Raw genomic sequence first — 16,957 nt, forward strand, 5'->3', positions numbered from 1 at the left:
CCACCGCGAAGAAGTCCACCGCGAAGAAGTCCACCGCGAAGAAGTCCACCGCGAAGAAGTCCACCGCGAAGAAGTCCACCGCGAAGAAGTCCACCGCGAAGAAGTGATGATGAGCGACAGCGAACCGGTCGAAGAGCAAGGTAGCCACGCTGACTTGGCTGCGATGGCGGATGAAACCGCGGATCTGGTCGATGATGCGCAGGTGATGGCAGTACTACCCGATGAGGCGGGTGCCGCTGGCTTAGTGGGTATGGCAGCCAGCGATGTCACCGGGATGGTTGCCGGTCTGCAATCGGAGTTTGCTGGAGCGGCCAAGACCGGCAAACCTGCCATCGACGCAGCACTAGAACGGTTAGGCGATCTAGATCCCACAGACTTGGCTGCCTCGGCTGATGTGCTGCAAGACGTACTAAAGCGCTTGGAGTCCGCGCTCAGTTCAGCTGATGAAGCCGATTTCGCCGACGATGCGGATACTGCCGACAGCGCTGACGATGACAGCTGACCATGGCCGGCACCAGACGGCGGCTAGATAGGGAACTCGTTCGTCGTGGCTTGGCCCAATCCGGCGAGGAGGCGAAGCGTTTCATTGCCGCAGGCAGAGTAACCGTGGGTGGCATGGTGGCTGACAAGCCGGCTCGCATGGTGTTGGACAGCGACCCAGTTGTCGTGCGGGCACCGGCAGGTGAGGAGTACGCCTCTCGTGGTGGCCACAAGTTGGCCGGAGCGCTGCGAGACTTCAGCAGCAGGGGACTAGCCCCAGTCACTGGCCGCAGTTGTTTGGATGCCGGAGCATCCACGGGTGGCTTCACCGATGTGTTGTTGCGAGCGGGTGCTAAACAAGTCATCGCGGTCGATGTCGGATACGGCCAACTGGTCTGGCGATTGCAGTCAGATGAGCGCGTAGTCGTGATGGACCGCACCAACGTGCGCCATCTGCAGCCAGGGGACATCCCAGCGGTCCCATCGCTAGTTGTAGCTGACCTCTCGTTTATCTCGCTGGCACTGGTGCTGCCAGCACTGACCGCAGTTGTCGCTGCCGATGGCGATCTCGTGGTCATGGTCAAACCGCAGTTCGAGGTCGGTCGGGAGGGAATCGGCAAAGGGGGAGTAGTCACCGATCCTGATCAGCGCGCTGCTGCTGTGTGGCGAATTAGCGAGGCGGCAGCGGAGTTGGGTTGGGGCGCACGAGCGATCGCTGCCAGCCAGCTGCCCGGTCCGGCGGGAAACCGCGAGTTCTTTCTCTGGCTACGGCGGGGTGACGCAGCGCTGGATCGTGACGAAGTCGCCACAATCTGCGACAAGGCTACGACTTTGTAACGGTCCGTTAACCGTTTGGTCTAGGGGGTTGGACTTCTCTGCTTCTCGGATACGTTGGCAGCGCCGCGGAGAATCCGTGGGAGTCAGGAAGGGACACTATGGCTCGCAAAAAGAAAACACTGCGGGTAGCAGTAGTCGCGGGAGCGTTTGCTCTTGCACTAGCTGGCTGCTCGAGCAGTGACAGTAGTGATGATGGGGCCGATTCGGGTGGTAACTCGTCGCCTAAGGATGGGGTGCTGAAGGTCGGTACGGTTCTGCCGCAGACCGGCTCGCTGGCATTCCTCGGCCCACCGGAGTTCGCTGGCGTCAATCTCGCTAAGAAGGAGATTAACGAGGCTGGCGGCGTGCTGGGCAAGCCGATTGAGGTGTTCGAGGGTGACTCGAGCGATACCTCCACCAACATCGCGTCAACCACCTCGGATCAGATGATCCAGCGTGGTGCTGACGTGATCGTGGGTGCTGCTTCCTCGTCGGTGTCGCTTTCGATCATCGACAAGATCACCAGCGCTGGTGTACTGCAGATTTCACCTGCAAACACCTCACCAGAGTTGAGCACTTACGACGACAACGGCCTGTACTGGCGTACAGCTCCGCCGGACACCTTCCAGGGCCAGGTCCTGGCTGAGGTTGTCACCGGAGCCAACGTCTCCAAGCCGGCCGTACTGGTACTGCAGGACTCCTACGGCGAAGGCCTCGCGGGGAACTTCCAGTCCAACTTCGAAGAAGCTGGCGGAACTCTCGCCGGTGACCCGATCTTCTACGACCCGAAGGCCGCAACCTTCGACGCAGAGGTCGGTCAGGCCAAGGCCTTGAACCCCGACGGCATCGTGCTGATCGGCTTCGAAGAGTCCAAGAAGATCATTCAGGAGCTGATCAAGCAGGGCATCGGTCCTGACAAGACGCAGCTGTTCCTGGTGGACGGTAACCTGTCGAACTCACTGGGCAAGGGTCTGCCAAACGGCATCCTGGCCGGTACGTTAGGCACCCTGCCGGGCGCACAGGCCACTGGAGACTTCCAGGAGGCGCTGGTGTCTGTTGATCCCAAGTTGGAAGACTTCGCGTACGCACCGGAGTCCTACGACGCGGTTGTGACCACTGCGCTGGCTGCCATTGCGGCTGACAGCGACGCTGGTCCGGATATTGCCAGCAAGATGGTCGAGGTGACCTCTGGTGGCGAGCCGTGCCTAAGCTTCGCTGAGTGCGCCGGGTTCCTGGAAGAGGGCAAGGACATTGACTACAACGGTCAGTCCGGTCCGATTGACTTCCAGAGCAACGGCGACCCAGGCGCTGCTGTCATGGGTATCTATAAGTTCGGTGATAACAACCAGTACAAGTCGGATGACTTCATCGAGGGCACGGTGCCCCCGGTGCCGACTTCCTGATCAAGTACTAGTACTCACCTCAGTGAGGGGTCGGTCCGTATGGACCGGCCCCTCACTCGTGTCTAGTGGTGTGGCCAGCCTTTCGCCACATCGTTTCGCCAGCTGGTCACGGTCCGGATCGCCAGGTCCGTCACTCGGTATCAATAACTCCGGCATCCCGTAACTCGGCGATCTGATCAGCGCTCAGATCGAGTAGTTCTGTCAGGATGCGGGTGGCTCCCGCAGCTTTGGCCGGTCCCAGCGAAGTGATTGCCCCAGGTGTTCGACTCAAGCTCGGCACTACACCGGGGACAACCACGTCACCCGCCTCCGTGTCGTGTAGCTGCTGAAGATTTCCTCGTGCCGCGACCTGTGGGTCATCGAAGATGTCCGCGATTGTGTTGATGGGACCGCAGGGAACGTCACCGGCTTCGCAGATCCGCAGTAGTTCACCCCGCTGCCGGCTGCGAGTGAAGTCGGTGACCGCCTGTTCCACCTCGGCTCGGTGGGCAAGCCGATCGGGGGCGAATCGAAAGCGTTCGAGTAAGTCAGGGCGCTGCATCACCACAGTCAGGCGCTCAAACATCCGATCTGAGGTGCAGGCGATCGCGACCCAGCGATCATCAGCGGTGGGGAAGTGACCGTGGGGACAGGCCAACGCTGTGCCCGTTCCTTCCCGGTCCCGAACGGTGCCAGTAGCTGCATAAGCAGGTGCGAGCTCATCGAGCAGCCGAAAGATGCTTTCGTAGAGTGCGACATCGACCACTTGGCCTCGTCCAGATCGGTCACGCTCACGGAGTGCGAGCAGGACGCCGATGGCGCCGTATAGTCCGGAGGTGTAATCCGCCAGCGAGGTGGAACCGGGGGTGACTGGCGGACCGTCAGGCATTCCGGCCAAGTGAGTCAAACCACCGAAAGCCTGCGCGATCCGGGCGAACCCAGGCCGAGATCGATAGGGTCCAGTTTGGCCAAAGCCAGAAACCCGCAGCAGGATCAATCCGGGGTTGCGTGCGCTGAGTTCCTCCCAACCCAATCCCCATCGCTCCAGAGTCCCCGGTCGGAAGTTCTCGCACACGACGTCGCTGTGTTCCACGAGTGCCCGAAAGATTTCCGCTCCTTGCGGTTGGCGAAGATCCAGCGGAAGTGAGGAGCGATTACGGGCCTCCGATAGCCATGCCAGGGTGTCACCGTCTCGGTTGGTGGCGGTGCCGTAGTTGCGCCACGGATCGCCGTTTTTGGGGTTCTCAATCTTGATGACCTCAGCCCCGAACTCGCTGAGCACAGTGGCGGCGAATGGAGCGGCGATGAAGGTGCCCGCGTCAAGAACCCTAATACCGGCCAATGGTGCGGAATCGGGCATCACGCCAGCGTAGCGGGACCGCATCCGAGAGAAAGCGGCGACTGCGGCCGATGGGGTTGGCAGCTACTTCTGGTCGCGCTCTGCGCCTAAGGTGCCCAAATACAGGTCAACGACTTTGGGATCATGAATCAGGTCTTTTCCGCTGCCGGTATAGGCATTGCGGCCTTGATCCAGTACGTAGCCACGATGGACGATCTGCAGGCAACGACGAGCATTCTGCTCCACCATGATGATGGTGACGCCAGTGGCATTGATGTCGCGAACCCGAACGAATACTTCATCCTGCAGTGCGGGGGACAGGCCAGCGCTGGGCTCGTCCAGCAGCAGCACGGAGGGTTCCATCATGAGTGCTCTACTCATGGCGAGCATCTGCCGTTCACCGCCAGAAAGGGCGGATGCCCGCTGTTTGCGCCGCTCGGCCAAACGCGGAAAGATTCCCGCTACGGTGTCAAAGCGCTCCGAGAACTTCTTGGGAGCGAGGTAAGCGCCCATCTGCAGGTTTTCTTCAACCGACAGCGAGGGGAAGACGTTGTTGGTCTGTGGAACGAAACCAACCCCCTGTTGTACTAACTTGTCTGCTCGCAGATTGGTGATGTCTTCGCCAGCGAGTTGCACGGTGCCAGAAGAGATTTTGACTAGCCCAAACATCGCCTTCAGAAGTGTGGACTTTCCGGCACCGTTGGGGCCGATGATGCCGACCAGTTCGCCTTTGTCTACGTAGAAGTCGCAGGAATTGAGAATGTTGACGCCTGGCAGGTAGCCGGCCATAACCTCATCAGCACGCAATAAAGCGTTCTCCGCTCCAGCGAGATGATGCGTCCGATCGGTGAGCTCTCGTGAATGACCCCATTGCGCAGCGTCGACGTTGAGCTCTTCCATGAACTCCCCGGAGCCGGGTTCGACCGTCATGTCACTGCCCTTCGCCGGTGTCGAGTGAGGTGTCATGGTGCTCGCCGAGGTAGGCGTCAATGACAGCCTGCGACATCATCACTTGCTCCGGTGGGCCTTCAGCGATGATACGACCCTGACCCATCACCACTACCCAGTCGGAAATGTCACGCACCATATCCATGTCGTGCTCTACGAAAAGTACCGTGGTTCCGTCGTCTCGGAGTTCTCGAATGTGGTTGAGCAGCGACTGCTTCAGGGCTGGGTTCACGCCCGCCATCGGCTCATCCAGCATCACCAAGTCGGGATCCACCATCAGAGCTCGGGCCATCTCCAGCAGCTTGCGTTGCCCACCAGAAAGGCTGCCAGCGAAATCGTCTTCTTTGTCCGCCAGCTTGAAGTGGCGCAGTAGATCACGCGCTTTGGCTGTGATTTCCTTCTCTTGGCTTGCCCAAGTGAAGGGCAACAAACTTGTCCAGAAACTTTCGCCTCGTTGCTGCGGTGCTCCTAACCGCATGTTGTCCAACACTGACATCTTGGATAGCGCCTTGGTGAGTTGGAAAGTGCGTACCATTCCGATGCGGGCCACTTTGTAGGCCGACGTACCCGCTAGGTTTCGGCCTTCAAATGTCCATTCACCGGTATCGGGTTTGTCGAATCCGGTGAGCAGGTTAAACAACGTAGTTTTGCCCGCGCCATTGGGCCCAATCAGGGCTGTGATCGCACCCCGCTGTACCTCGAAATGAGCAACATCGACGGCGGTGAGACCGCCGAAGGTGCGGGTAACGGAATCTGCGACCAAGATCGGATCCGGTTTTGCTGCACCCGGCTCTTGCGGAACTGATTGCAGGGCTGCCCGAGCTGAGCTCGCAGTGGTTGCACTACTTGACATCGAAGGCCAACTCTCGTTTGTCTCCCAGGATCCCCTGTGGCCGGAAGATCATCAATAGCATCAAGGACAGACCCAAGATCCAGAAGCGAATCTGTCCAACCTGGGTACCGTCGATGAAAGTGATTAGCCCGCTGCGCACTGCCTCGGACAGGGCCACATCGAACAGCACCAGCAGGAACCAGAAGATGATCGACCCTAGTACCGGGCCGAAGACCCGGGCTGCTCCGCCGAGGATCAGGGCGGCCCAGGCAAAGAAGGTGAGGTCGGTGCCGTAGTTATCCGGCTGCACCGACTGCGACGATACTGCGAAAACGAATCCGCCCAGGCAGCCGAGCACGCCACCGAGTACCAGGGCCTGCAACTTGTAGGAGTAGACGTTCTTGCCAAGACTACGAACGGCATCCTCATCTTCACGAATGCCCTTGAGTACTCGTCCCCAGGGTGCTCGCATTGAGAGGAACACGATTAGGCAGGCCACCGCGACCAGAATCCATCCCACCACGACGACGAATAGATCGTTGCGGCTGAAGTTGATGGGGCCGAGGGCGAGCCCAGAATCGAATGGGTTGAGTGCATAGAATTCATTCGCGAACCGATTAATTCCATCAGAACCACCGAAGACGTCGCGAAGGGTGACTGATCGGGCGGTGAGCCGGATGATTTCCGCTGCGGCGATGGTCACGATAGCCAGATAGTCGGCCCGGAGGCGCAGCGTAGGAATACCTAGCAGTAGCGCGAACACTACTGCCGCACCAAGGCCCACGACCAGACCTAGCCAGAAGGAGAGCCCTAGGGTGGTGACGGTGACGCCTAGGCCGTAGGCCCCGACTGCCAAGAATCCCGCCTGACCGAAGTTCAGCAGCCCGGTGTAGCCGAAGTGCACGTTCAGGCCGATAGCAGCCAGCGCGAAAATGACTGCTTGGACACCAATGCCCTGAGTGATGGCTTGGCTGATAATGAGGTTGAAGTCCATGGGTCAGCCCACCCGTTCCGATCGTCCGAGCAGTCCCTGCGGTCTGAAGAGCAGAATCACGATCATGATGAACAACGCGCCCACGTTCTTGAGTTCGGTGGGAATGATCAAAGTAGACACCTGAATCAAGACACCAACAATCAGCGCACCCACGAGCGCACCTGCAGCGGTACCCAGGCCGCCGAGGATCACGCTGGCGAACACCAGCAGCAGAATCTGGAAGCCCATCAGCCAGGTGACACCGATGTTCATCGCGTACAACACCCCGGACAGTCCGGCCATACCAGCGCCGACGGCCCAGACCACGTTGATGACTCGTTCAACGTTGATTCCGGAAGCGGACGCCAGCGCCGGATTGTCCGAGATCGCCCTACTGGCTTTGCCGATCCGGGAGTAACCCAACCACAACAACACGGCGGTAATCGCCGCAATCGCGATCACCGTGGCAACAATGATCTTGGGCGTGATGTCCACTGGGCCAATCGCGATACCGGCTTGGCCGCTGTATTCCCGGAACTGCTGTGTGCTCCCGCCTAGGAAGAACAGATAGACGTAGCGCAGGAAGATACCGAGCCCGATCGAGACCACCAGCATAGCGATCAGGCTGATGCCCTTCTTGCGCAGTGGCAGCCACAAGATTTTGTCTTGGAACGCCCCGAAGAGAGCGGAGAGCAACATGGCCGCAGCCGCTGCGAGGACAAAGGGCAGCTCGAAAAAGTTATTCATGATCAGCGTTGAAATGGCGCCGAAGGTGACCAACTCGCCGTGCGAGAAGTTTGTAAGGCCAGTCGTGCCGAAGATCATGGACAAGCCGATGCCAGCGAGCGCGATCACCAGACCGAACACGAGACCATCGACGGTCAACTGCAACAGGCGATCGACTGTGGATTCACCACCAGTGCTGCCTTCCCCGGTTGGGAAAACAACAGTCTTCTTACCTGACAGCAGGGTCACTGTGAGCGAAGTCTTCTCCGGATCAGTGAGCGTTACTCCCTCGGGAAGAGTTCCAGTGTCGATATCGATGGTGTAGGTGCCCCGCTCTGGGACTTCGACCACCCAAGCACCCTCGGCGTCGGATTCGGTAGTTTCGTTGAAGCCATCCGCATTCGACACGGTGAAGACGACCCCAGCGATCGGAGCGTCCTCCGGATCGCTGATGGACCCCTTGATGATGGCACCATCTGCGTGGGCTGTCGGTGCCATCGCGACCGCGAGAGCCGACAGCACACCCACCACGATGGCGAGCAAGGCGACCGATCGTCGCCTGCTTTGGGGAATCACAGACTCCTCCTTTGGAACTGCAACCCGATAAGCGGTTGTAGACCTTTGCACACTATCGTTGCAGGCCAGAGATTCACAGGAAGTTGAGTGGCGTGCCGCAACCTGACGGTCCCTCCGGTTAGCGTGGTCCAGTGAGCGAAGTTCGCCAGGTGCTGCTGGTTACCCACACGGGCCGGACAGAGGCCATCTCTGCTGCCGCGCGATTAGCGGCTGGTCTGCGGTCCGCAGGGATTGCGGTGCGGCTACCTCGTGACGAGTTCGATGCGGTGGCGCACGAGATTTTTCGTGAAGAGGGCGCACCGGATCCGGGGGTGGTCGCACAAGATGGACTAGAGATGTCGGGTCTTTGCGATCTCGTGGTCGTGGTTGGTGGAGACGGCACGATTCTCCGGGCTGCCGAGTACGCAGTCCCCGCCGGACTACCGCTGCTGGGAGTGAATCTCGGTCATGTCGGATTCCTCGCGGAGGCGGAATCTGATGATGTGCCCTATGTCGTGGCCAGCATCGTGGATCGCAGTTACCGGGTAGAGGATCGGACGGCACTGTCAGTGCGTGTGCTGCGCGGGTATAAGGAAATCTGGTCTACCTGGGCACTGAACGAAGCCAGTTTGGAAAAGGCTGCCAGGGAACGAATGATTGATGTGCTGGTGGAAATCGGCGGTCGGCCACTCTCTCGCTGGGGCTGTGATGGTCTGATCGTTGCCACCCCCACGGGATCAACGGCCTATGCCTGGTCGACCGGCGGACCGGTGGTGTGGCCGGTAGTTCAGGCGATGCTGGTGTCACCGATCAGCGCCCACGCCCTGTTTGCCCGACCCATGGTGGTGGATCCAAGCACTACCGTAGCCATCACCGTGCAGGACGATTCTCCAGAGGCACTGCTGTGGGCAGACGGCCGCCGCATGATCGATCTGCTGCCGCGCGACCGAGTCGAGGTGACTGTCTTGGCAACGCCAGTTCACTTTGCCCGGCTGCACGAGTCGCAATTCACAGATCGGCTCGTGGCTAAGTTCGACCTACCAGTGAGTGGTTGGCGAGGCAGGGGAGTGACCGGATGATTGCCGAACTCAATATTCGCGGCTTAGGCGTGATCGCCGAGTGCGAGTTGCAGTTCAGTTCCGGCATGATCGCATTTACCGGTGAGACCGGTGCCGGTAAGACATTGCTGGTGGGCGCCCTGGGTCTGGTGCTGGGCGACCGAGCGGATACCGGCATGGTGGCTGGTGAACGAGCAGATGTGTCGGCGACGGTGTTGGTGGATCCCGCTGGGGCCACGGGCCGGCGAGTTACCGACGCTGGTGGCGTCGTGGAGCCTGACGGTGCGGTAACCGTGTCACGTTCGGTGCTAGCAAGTGGTCGGGCCCGGGCAGCCTTAGGCGGCGCGGCGGTGCCGGTGGCACTCGTGCGTGAGTTAGGTGACGGTATCGCGCAGCGCCATTCACAAAGTGACCAACTGCAGTTGCGGTCCCGGAAACGCCAGCGGCAATCGTTAGACGCCTTCGGTGGCCATAAACTGGCAGCCGCGCTAAAAAATTACCAGCAGGACTACCAGCAGTACTTGGCCGCAATCGACCGACTGGCGCAGCTTCAGCGGCAGCGCAGCGAGCAGGAGTCTCGGCTAGCGGAACTCCACGAGGGACTAGCGGAAGTTGCGGAAGTCCGACCCAAGCCGGGTGAGGAAAACGAGGTTCCGCAGCAGATCCTGCGATTGGCAAATGTAGAACAGTTGGCTGAGGGCTTATCCGCAGCCCTGACCATCGTGGCAGGTGCAGAGGACGGGGTCCTGGAGGATCTAGCCGCAGCCCAGCAATCTGTGGCGCGCGCTGCTCGGCTGGATGCCGATTTGACGCCGCTAGTTGAGCGGCTCGGTGAGGCAGCGTTGCTGCTGGATGACATCGTGGCGGAGTTGAATCGCTACGCCAGCGACCTGGCACCAGATCCCAGTGCGCTGGCTGAACTCCAGCGTCGCAAGGCCTCGCTGACGAAGTTGCAGCGAGATTTCGGCCCCACCCTGACAGATGTGTTGGCCTGGGAAGACCACGCGCGCACCGAGGTTGCCGAACTCACCGATGCTGCTGACACCGAGGAGGCGGCTCAGGAGGAGATTGCGGAACTGCTGCAGCGGCTCGAGAAGCGGGCTGCGGAACTGTCTGAGCTGCGGGAAGCTGCAGCGGAGCGGCTGAGTGCTGCGGTGACCACTGAACTACGCGAACTGGCTATGCCGGATGCGATGTTTCGCGCAGAGGTGGCCCAACAGGAAGCAGAGACCGGACTGAGGCTTCCCGACGGTCGCACGGTGGCCTTCGGCGCCACTGGCGTCGACACGGTGGATTTCCGGTTGCAGCCTCACCCCGGTGGTCACTGGTCGCCGATTGGAGAGGGGGCCAGCGGTGGCGAGTTGTCTCGCATCATGTTGGCGCTCGAGGTGGTGCTGGCGGAGTCGGACCCGCCGGCAGTTTTCGTTTTCGATGAAGTTGACTCCGGGATTGGCGGCAAGACTGCCGTTGAAGTGGGGAGAAGACTTGCCCGATTGGCGGATCATTCGCAGGTGCTAGTCGTGACTCATTTACCGCAAGTGGCGGTGTTCGCTGACCAACATGTCGTAGTAAGCAAGGGAACAGATGGGCGAGTGACTCGATCTACGGTGATGGAAGTGGCCGGGGAGCAGCGCAGTCGGGAGTTGGCGCGCATGCTGTCAGGCAGTGACGATTCTGCGACAGCGACCGCCCATGCTGCCGAGCTTCTCGACGTGGCCACCAAGCATCGCGAGACCCGGATCTAGGGCACGGCAGTGGCTCAGGTTGCCGTGTTCGCCGATCGGGTTGTCACGGATATTGCGGCGCAGGATCCGTGTCTTTCGGCAGTACTGGGAGTAGCGAATGAAGGTCTGACCGACTTCGGTCCGGCGGCCTGTCAAGAACGCGTTGAGTTGATGTCGTCGCTGCTAGCTCAGGCAGAAGAGTTGCCGATTGACACTGACGCTGACCGGATCAGCCGGGATTTGTTGGTAGAGCGCCTAGGTGCGTGGGTTGATCTCGGACAGGCGGGCGAGTATCTGCGAGACCTCAACACCATGGATAGTCCGCCGCAGCAGATTCGCACCACTGTTGAGTTGCTGGCCCACGGTGGCGATTCATCGGCACTCACTGACGTCGTGCGAGCGATTCCAGATTCGCTGGCTGGTTGGCGGGAGTCACTGCAGCAGGGCGCGGCGGCAGGACTGGTCGCATCTCGTCGGCAAAGTGTCGCGGTTGCCGAGCAGCTATCCGGGTACGCCGGACTTTGGCTGCCGCAGCAGATCCAGACGGTTGGGGGCGGTCCCGAGTTGGCGGCGGCCGTGGCAGACGCTACGGCCGCGTTTCGGCTGACGGCCATGTGGTTGGCGGACGTGTACGTCGAATGGGCCAGGCCAGTCGATGGGGTGGGTGAGTCGGATTACCTGCTGCATGCGCGCATGTTCACCGGCATGGACCTCGACCTCGACGAGGTTATGCGCTGGGGGATGACGGAGATGGCGCGCGTTGGCGGGCTGATTCGGGATGCCGCTGCTGAACTCGATTCGCAACTCCGCCTCGATCAAGTAGCTGACGTGCTTCAGCACGATTCTCGATACCAGTTAGCAGATGAGGCCTCACTCACGCAGTACCTGCGCCAGCGGGTGGACCGCACCTTTGACCTGATCGACAGCACGTTGTTCGACATTGATCCGAGGCTGCGTGAGTTGCGGATTCAATTGGTTAAAGATGATGTCGGTTTGATGCCCTACTACCTGCCCCCCAGTGAAGATTTCACTCGACCGGGGACCATGTGCTTTCCCATCACCAGCGGAGATACCTATCCCCGCTGGCAACTAGATGCGCTGTGCCTGCACGAAAGTGTCCCCGGTCATCATCTGCAGTTGGGAGGCATGGTGGCCGCGGACTCGCTGAACCGGTTTTCTCGAACTTTGGGATCGACCACTGGGCATGCCGAAGGGTGGGCGATGTATGCCGAGTGGCTGGGCGAGGAGCAGGGTTGGTACGAGGACCCCATCACTCGACTTGGTTACCTCAGCCTGCAGATGCTTCGTGCCGTTCGATTGGTAGTCGACATTGGTTTGCATACCGACCGTGTTATCCCAGCTGGATTCCCGGGAGCGGGCAGCCCGATGACTGCCGATCGAGCTCGCGAGCTATTGCAGCGGCAAGCGTTGGCGTCAAAACAGATAGCGGCCGGCGAAGTGCAGCGCTACCTAGGGCTGCCGGGGCAGGCGATTAGCTACAAACTAGGTGAGCGGGAATGGTTGCGGGCCCGCCAGCAGGCCGAGGCGCAGGAACCGGCTGATTTCAACCTACGGCAATGGCATTCGGACGCTCTTGCGCTCGGCTCGATGGGACTCGCCCAGTTCGGGCGGGAGATGGCAGCCCTGAACCGCTGATAGGCTGGTCTTCCATGGGTAATGGGACTGCCAAACATGTGTTCGTCACTGGCGGAGTTGCTTCGTCGCTAGGCAAGGGTCTGACCGCCTCGAGTTTGGGAAATCTGCTGAAGTCGCGTGGTCTGCGGGTGACGATGCAGAAGCTTGATCCGTATCTCAACGTTGATCCGGGAACTATGAATCCGTTCCAGCATGGTGAGGTGTTCGTTACCGATGACGGGGCGGAAACCGATCTGGACGTGGGTCATTACGAACGGTTCCTCGACACCAATCTGCAAGGTTCGGCAAACGTCACCACCGGTCAGGTGTACTCAGCGGTGATCGCTAAGGAGCGGCGAGGCGAGTACTTGGGCGACACGGTGCAGGTCATCCCGCACATCACCAACGAGATCAAATCGCGGATTCGTCGCATGGCCACCGATGACGTCGATGTGGTGATCACCGAGGTCGGCGGCACGATCGGAGATATCGAGTCGTTGCCGTTCCTTGAGGCGGTACGTCAGGTCCGCCACGAGATCGGACGCGAGAATGTGTTCTTCCTGCACGTATCCTTGCTGCCCTACATCGGTCCATCCGGAGAGTTGAAGACTAAGCCGACCCAACATTCGGTAGCAGCGCTGCGTTCCATTGGTATCCAGCCAGATGCGATTGTGCTGCGAGCGGATCGCCCCGTTCCGGCCGGCATCAAACGAAAGATCTCACTGATGTGCGATGTCGACGACGAGGCGGTAGTGGCAGCGGTCGACGCGCCCAGCATCTATGACATTCCTAAGGTGCTGCACAGTGAGGGTCTGGATGCCTATGTCGTGCGTCGCTTAGATTTGCCCTTCCGTGACGTCAACTGGACGGAATGGGACGCCCTGCTCCGGCGGGTTCATCACCCCAAAGACGAAGTGGAGATTGCGCTAGTCGGCAAGTACATCGATCTGCCAGATGCCTACCTATCGGTGACCGAAGCGCTGCGAGCTGGTGGCTTCGACGCTGACTGTCGGGTGAAATTACGCTGGGTGTCGAGCGACAACTGCGTCACCATGGACGGCGCAGCAGCTGAATTGGGCGATGTCGACGGTATTTGCGTTCCCGGGGGCTTTGGCGTTCGTGGCATCGACGGCAAAGTGGGGGCCCTCCGCTACGCCCGCACCCAGGGCATCCCGGTACTGGGGCTGTGTTTGGGGTTGCAGTGCATGGTCATTGAGTATGCCCGCAGCATTTTGGGCTGGGAGGACGCCAACTCCACTGAGTTCGACGAAGGAACGACACACCCAGTAGTTGCCACCATGTCGGATCAGCGCGATGTAGTCGCTGGGCAACGAGATATGGGCGGCACCATGCGGTTGGGGCTGTACCCAGCCAAACTCAGCCCCGATTCGGTGGTGGCGGAGTTGTATAGCGAGCCGTACATCGAGGAACGGCATCGACATCGTTTCGAAGTCAACAACGACCACCGCTCGCGGCTGGCGGATGCTGGCCTCACCTTCAGTGGAACCTCACCTGACGGCCGGTTGGTGGAGTTCGTTGAGCTGCCGCGTAGCGAGCACCCGTTCTATGTCGGAACCCAAGCTCACCCCGAGTTTCGTTCCCGCCCCACCAACGCCCACCCCCTCTTCACTGGCTTAGTCAAGGCAGCGGTTTCGCGCAGCCGGAGTTCCGCGGAAGTCGTGGCTCAGTCGGATGCGGGTCCACTGGACGTATGAGTGAAGAAATAGCCGACTCTTTCGAACCCGCGGCGGTATTGGGTCAGACCTCCCGTTTCATTGGCCAGCGTTGGGATGTTGTTTCCGACGAAGTTCGGCTCAACCACGGTGAGGTAGTGATTCGGGACTACCTCGTCCATCCTGGTGCCGTCGGCATTATCGCAATTGACGACGACGATCGGGTCCTATTGATCAGGCAATACCGGCACCCAGTCGGTTTTTTCTTGTGGGAGCCACCAGCGGGTCTGATGGATGCGGCGGGCGAAGGAGCACTGGCCACCGCCCAGCGGGAACTGTATGAGGAAGCGGGTTACCAGGCAACTGACTGGCACGTGCTAGCCGATTGGTTCAACAGTCCCGGCGGTTCCTCGGAAGGGTTCCGATGCTTTCTCGCCCGGGGAGTCACCGAGGTTGCCGGCGGTCGGCCAGTGCGTTCGGCGGAGGAGACGGATCTGCCGATGCGTTGGATTCCGCTGCGAGCAGCCGTGGATCTGGTCTTCGCTGGAAAAATCCAGAACCCCACGGCGGTGACCGGGCTATTGGCGGCCTGGGCGGCGCGCGGTCGAGAGTGGCAGGATCTACGGCCCGGAGATGCCGCCTGGTCTAGCCGGGACGAGCTGCTAGCTGCAGAGCGAGTCTGGCTGCCCTAGGGCCACTTCTTGGGCTGTTCCCAGCCGACAGTAGCGGGGCCGGGTTCGGTCATCCGGAGGGATCTCGCTGCTGGGTAGTTGGTGGATCGCTGTCGCTGCCATCGTCATCATCGTCAGGGTCACCCCGATCGCGACTCAGACCCCACCCCTCGGATCTCAGCGGCTTGTCAGGGTCCACGTCGGCTAGTCGGCCGGTGTGGCGCTGCTGGTAAGCCCGTACCAAGATCGGGGTTCCCAGTGCGACGACACCGCCGATGGTCAGCGTGGTCGCAATCCAAGTGGGTGCGCCCAGTAGGGCCAGACCAGCACTACCCACCATGACGAGCAGTAGCCAGCGCAGTTCACTGCCGTTGTAGCGACTGGAAATCTTGGCGCCGATCCACACCCCTGGTATCTGTCCGATCAGCAAAGAAAAGAGAATGGTGAGGTCGACTTCGCCCAAGCCAGCGTGCGCGATCGCGCCGACAACTAGCATCGGAACCGCCTGGACCAGATCAGTGCCGACGAGTCGGCTGGGCAGCATGGCTGGGAACAGCAACAGTAGGCTCGCGGCGATTAGCGTTCCGCTGCCAACTGACGTCAAACCCACCAGGCAGCCGACAAACAGCCCGACAACTCCGGTAATCGCAAGTCGGGGCATGCTGAGGTTCATTTGCCCCGGTGTGGCTGATGGTCGGAATCGTCGAATGGTCATGCGCAGGGTGGTGACGACTACCGCTACGACTAAAACGCCGCCGATCATTTGTTGCAGCAGGCCCTCGCCATGAGTGGTGTTAACGAGGCGGGAAAACAGCCAGGTGCCAATCAGAACACCAGGGACCGAGCCGAGGCTGAGTGCCAGCACTATCTTCAAGTACGGCGTACGCTGACGCAGGTGAACCCATGCTCCGACCGGTTTCATCAAAGCCGCCGACACGACGTCGGTGGATACCGCCACGGGCGCTGGAATGTTGAACAACAGCAGCAGCATCGGGGTCACGATCGCTGCTCCGCCCAGCCCGGTGAGGCCCACCACGGTGCCCGCAAAGAGACCGCCCAGAGTCAGCAGCGGATCGATCGTCATTGGGCAAGTGTGCCTGAACCTGTGGCGGGATGGGAGCAGACTCACCGAGATATAGAACACTTTATGTTCTATTTGAAATTATGGATGTAACTGATCAGATCGTGGAGTACCTCGACCACCTCGCGGTGGAGCGGGGTGCGTCGCCGCACACGCTGGTTGGGTACCGCTCGGACCTTACTCGCTACGACGAATTTTGCCGCACGCTCGGACTGATCGAAATCGCCCAGATTCAGCCGGAGACAGTAGGCCAGTTCCTGATAGCGCTGCGGTCTGGCTCGGATGGCGGCACACAGTTGTCGGACTCCTCAGCCGCTCGTTGCCTCGTTGCAGTTCGGGGACTGCACGCGTTCGCGCTTCGGGAGGGAAACGCCACCGTTGACGTGGCCCGAGAAATATCGCCGCCACAGCTACCGGAACGGCTGCCGGAGGCAATCACCGTCCCAGAGGTATTGGCGCTGCTAGATGCGCCGGATACCGAGACCCCTGCTGGGTTGCGCAGTCGTGCTTTGCTGGAGGTGCTCTACGGCTCTGGATGCCGGGTATCCGAGGCGGTGGGAATCGATGTTGATGACATTGATCTAGCCAGCCGCAGTTTGCTCGTCACCGGGAAAGGTAACAAACAGCGGCTAGTTCCCATCGGTGGTCATACCGCCAAAGCGGTGTCGGACTACCTCGTTCGGGCTCGGCCCGCGCTTGCGGCGAAGGGAAGCAGTACCCCTGCCCTTTTTCTGAACGCTCGCGGCGGGCGACTTAGTCGACAATCCATGTGGACCACGATTCGAGATGCCGGGGAAAAGGCCGAGGTTGCCGACGTGCATCCCCATACGATGAGACATTCGTTCGCTACCCACCTGCTGCAGGCCGGGGCCGACATTCGAGTGGTGCAGGAGCTACTCGGCCACGCAAGTGTCACGACCACCCAGATCTACACCAAGGTCACTATCGAGCACCTCCGCGAGGTCTACGCCGACAGCCACCCACGGGGTCGCTAGCTGATCGCGGGTAGGAGGGTGGATACCCGCTGGTGCCGCTGCCGGGACCGTGCCCCATCGTGGGTTACC

At 60.5% G+C, this 16,957-nt stretch carries 15 protein-coding genes; 9 read left to right on the forward strand and 6 right to left on the reverse strand.

Annotated elements, in window-relative coordinates:
* The first annotated feature begins 109 nt into the window (after positions 1-109).
* The 3 genes from K0U62_00825 to K0U62_00835 all read left to right on the forward strand — a co-directional run bounded on the left by K0U62_00825 (position 110) and on the right by K0U62_00835 (position 2,699).
* Positions 110-502, forward strand: a complete 393-nt coding sequence (locus K0U62_00825; protein MCH9800058.1) for a hypothetical protein — start codon at positions 110-112, stop codon at positions 500-502.
* A 2-nt stretch (positions 503-504) separates the two neighbouring features.
* Positions 505-1,317, forward strand: coding sequence for a TlyA family RNA methyltransferase (locus K0U62_00830; protein ID MCH9800059.1), 813 nt, complete (start codon positions 505-507; stop codon positions 1,315-1,317).
* A 98-nt stretch (positions 1,318-1,415) separates the two neighbouring features.
* Positions 1,416-2,699 (forward strand): ABC transporter substrate-binding protein, encoded by a 1,284-nt coding sequence (locus tag K0U62_00835; GenBank protein ID MCH9800060.1) that lies wholly within the window; start codon positions 1,416-1,418, stop codon positions 2,697-2,699.
* Between the two features lie 130 nt (positions 2,700-2,829).
* On the opposite strand, the gene K0U62_00840 is transcribed toward K0U62_00835, so the two are convergent.
* Genes K0U62_00840 through K0U62_00860 form a run of 5 tightly spaced genes read right to left on the reverse strand, consistent with a single transcriptional unit; the run spans position 2,830 to position 7,994 of the window.
* Positions 2,830-4,062, reverse strand: a complete 1,233-nt coding sequence (locus K0U62_00840; protein ID MCH9800061.1) for a CoA transferase — start codon at positions 4,060-4,062, stop codon at positions 2,830-2,832.
* Between the two features lie 39 nt (positions 4,063-4,101).
* Positions 4,102-4,917: an ABC transporter ATP-binding protein gene (locus K0U62_00845; protein MCH9800062.1), complete on the reverse strand. Its 816-nt coding sequence runs from the start codon at positions 4,915-4,917 to the stop codon at positions 4,102-4,104.
* Positions 4,918-4,948: 31 nt separating this feature from the next.
* Positions 4,949-5,818, reverse strand: a complete 870-nt coding sequence (locus K0U62_00850) for an ABC transporter ATP-binding protein (GenBank protein MCH9800063.1) — start codon at positions 5,816-5,818, stop codon at positions 4,949-4,951.
* A complete protein-coding gene (locus tag K0U62_00855) occupies positions 5,808-6,791 on the reverse strand; it encodes a branched-chain amino acid ABC transporter permease (GenBank protein ID MCH9800064.1) in 984 nt (327 codons plus the stop codon). Before K0U62_00855 ends, K0U62_00850 begins: the two co-directional genes overlap by 11 nt.
* A 3-nt stretch (positions 6,792-6,794) precedes the next feature.
* Entirely contained in the window at positions 6,795-7,994 is a 1,200-nt protein-coding gene (locus K0U62_00860; GenBank protein ID MCH9800065.1) for a branched-chain amino acid ABC transporter permease, read from the reverse strand.
* A gap of 227 nt (positions 7,995-8,221) precedes the next feature.
* On the opposite strand from K0U62_00860, the gene K0U62_00865 reads away from it, so the two are divergent.
* Genes K0U62_00865 through K0U62_00885 form a run of 5 tightly spaced genes read left to right on the forward strand, consistent with a single transcriptional unit; the run spans position 8,222 to position 14,833 of the window.
* Positions 8,222-9,130: an NAD kinase gene (locus tag K0U62_00865; GenBank protein ID MCH9800066.1), complete on the forward strand. Its 909-nt coding sequence runs from the start codon at positions 8,222-8,224 to the stop codon at positions 9,128-9,130.
* Entirely contained in the window at positions 9,127-10,854 is a 1,728-nt protein-coding gene (gene recN / locus K0U62_00870) for a DNA repair protein RecN (protein MCH9800067.1), read from the forward strand. The genes K0U62_00865 and recN overlap by 4 nt, the downstream gene beginning before the upstream one ends.
* Positions 10,855-10,863: 9 nt before the next feature.
* Positions 10,864-12,489, forward strand: coding sequence for a DUF885 domain-containing protein (locus tag K0U62_00875; protein MCH9800068.1), 1,626 nt, complete (start codon positions 10,864-10,866; stop codon positions 12,487-12,489).
* Between the two features lie 14 nt (positions 12,490-12,503).
* The gene (locus K0U62_00880) at positions 12,504-14,183 is read left to right on the forward strand and encodes a CTP synthase (protein ID MCH9800069.1); all 1,680 of its coding nucleotides are present in this window, start codon (positions 12,504-12,506) and stop codon (positions 14,181-14,183) included.
* The gene (locus K0U62_00885; protein MCH9800070.1) at positions 14,180-14,833 is read left to right on the forward strand and encodes an NUDIX hydrolase; all 654 of its coding nucleotides are present in this window, start codon (positions 14,180-14,182) and stop codon (positions 14,831-14,833) included. The genes K0U62_00880 and K0U62_00885 overlap by 4 nt, the downstream gene beginning before the upstream one ends.
* 49 nt (positions 14,834-14,882) lie before the next feature.
* Here K0U62_00885 and K0U62_00890 read toward each other — a convergent pair whose 3' ends face one another.
* Positions 14,883-15,896: a sulfite exporter TauE/SafE family protein gene (locus K0U62_00890; protein MCH9800071.1), complete on the reverse strand. Its 1,014-nt coding sequence runs from the start codon at positions 15,894-15,896 to the stop codon at positions 14,883-14,885.
* Positions 15,897-15,925: 29 nt separating this feature from the next.
* On the opposite strand from K0U62_00890, the gene K0U62_00895 reads away from it, so the two are divergent.
* Positions 15,926-16,888, forward strand: a complete 963-nt coding sequence (locus K0U62_00895; GenBank protein ID MCH9800072.1) for a site-specific tyrosine recombinase XerD — start codon at positions 15,926-15,928, stop codon at positions 16,886-16,888.
* The last annotated feature ends 69 nt before the right edge of the window (positions 16,889-16,957 follow it).

The organism is Actinomycetes bacterium, assembly GCA_022599915.1.
Taxonomy (GTDB): Bacteria; Actinomycetota; Actinomycetes; order S36-B12.

What these genes read in the sequence shown, in the direction of transcription:
- K0U62_00825 (MCH9800058.1), top strand. Translation starts at nt 110, where the DNA reads ATGAGCGACAGCGAACCGGTCGAAGAGCAAGGTAGCCACGCTGACTTG.
- K0U62_00830 (MCH9800059.1), top strand. Translation starts at nt 505, where the DNA reads ATGGCCGGCACCAGACGGCGGCTAGATAGGGAACTCGTTCGTCGTGGC.
- K0U62_00835 (MCH9800060.1), top strand. Translation starts at nt 1,416, where the DNA reads ATGGCTCGCAAAAAGAAAACACTGCGGGTAGCAGTAGTCGCGGGAGCG.
- K0U62_00840 (MCH9800061.1), bottom strand. Translation starts at nt 4,062, where the DNA reads ATGCGGTCCCGCTACGCTGGCGTGATGCCCGATTCCGCACCATTGGCC.
- K0U62_00845 (MCH9800062.1), bottom strand. Translation starts at nt 4,917, where the DNA reads ATGGAAGAGCTCAACGTCGACGCTGCGCAATGGGGTCATTCACGAGAG.
- K0U62_00850 (MCH9800063.1), bottom strand. Translation starts at nt 5,818, where the DNA reads ATGTCAAGTAGTGCAACCACTGCGAGCTCAGCTCGGGCAGCCCTGCAA.
- K0U62_00855 (MCH9800064.1), bottom strand. Translation starts at nt 6,791, where the DNA reads ATGGACTTCAACCTCATTATCAGCCAAGCCATCACTCAGGGCATTGGT.
- K0U62_00860 (MCH9800065.1), bottom strand. Translation starts at nt 7,994, where the DNA reads ATGGCACCGACAGCCCACGCAGATGGTGCCATCATCAAGGGGTCCATC.
- recN (MCH9800067.1), top strand. Translation starts at nt 9,127, where the DNA reads ATGATTGCCGAACTCAATATTCGCGGCTTAGGCGTGATCGCCGAGTGC.
- K0U62_00880 (MCH9800069.1), top strand. Translation starts at nt 12,504, where the DNA reads ATGGGTAATGGGACTGCCAAACATGTGTTCGTCACTGGCGGAGTTGCT.
- K0U62_00885 (MCH9800070.1), top strand. Translation starts at nt 14,180, where the DNA reads ATGAGTGAAGAAATAGCCGACTCTTTCGAACCCGCGGCGGTATTGGGT.
- K0U62_00890 (MCH9800071.1), bottom strand. Translation starts at nt 15,896, where the DNA reads ATGACGATCGATCCGCTGCTGACTCTGGGCGGTCTCTTTGCGGGCACC.
- K0U62_00895 (MCH9800072.1), top strand. Translation starts at nt 15,926, where the DNA reads ATGGGAGCAGACTCACCGAGATATAGAACACTTTATGTTCTATTTGAA.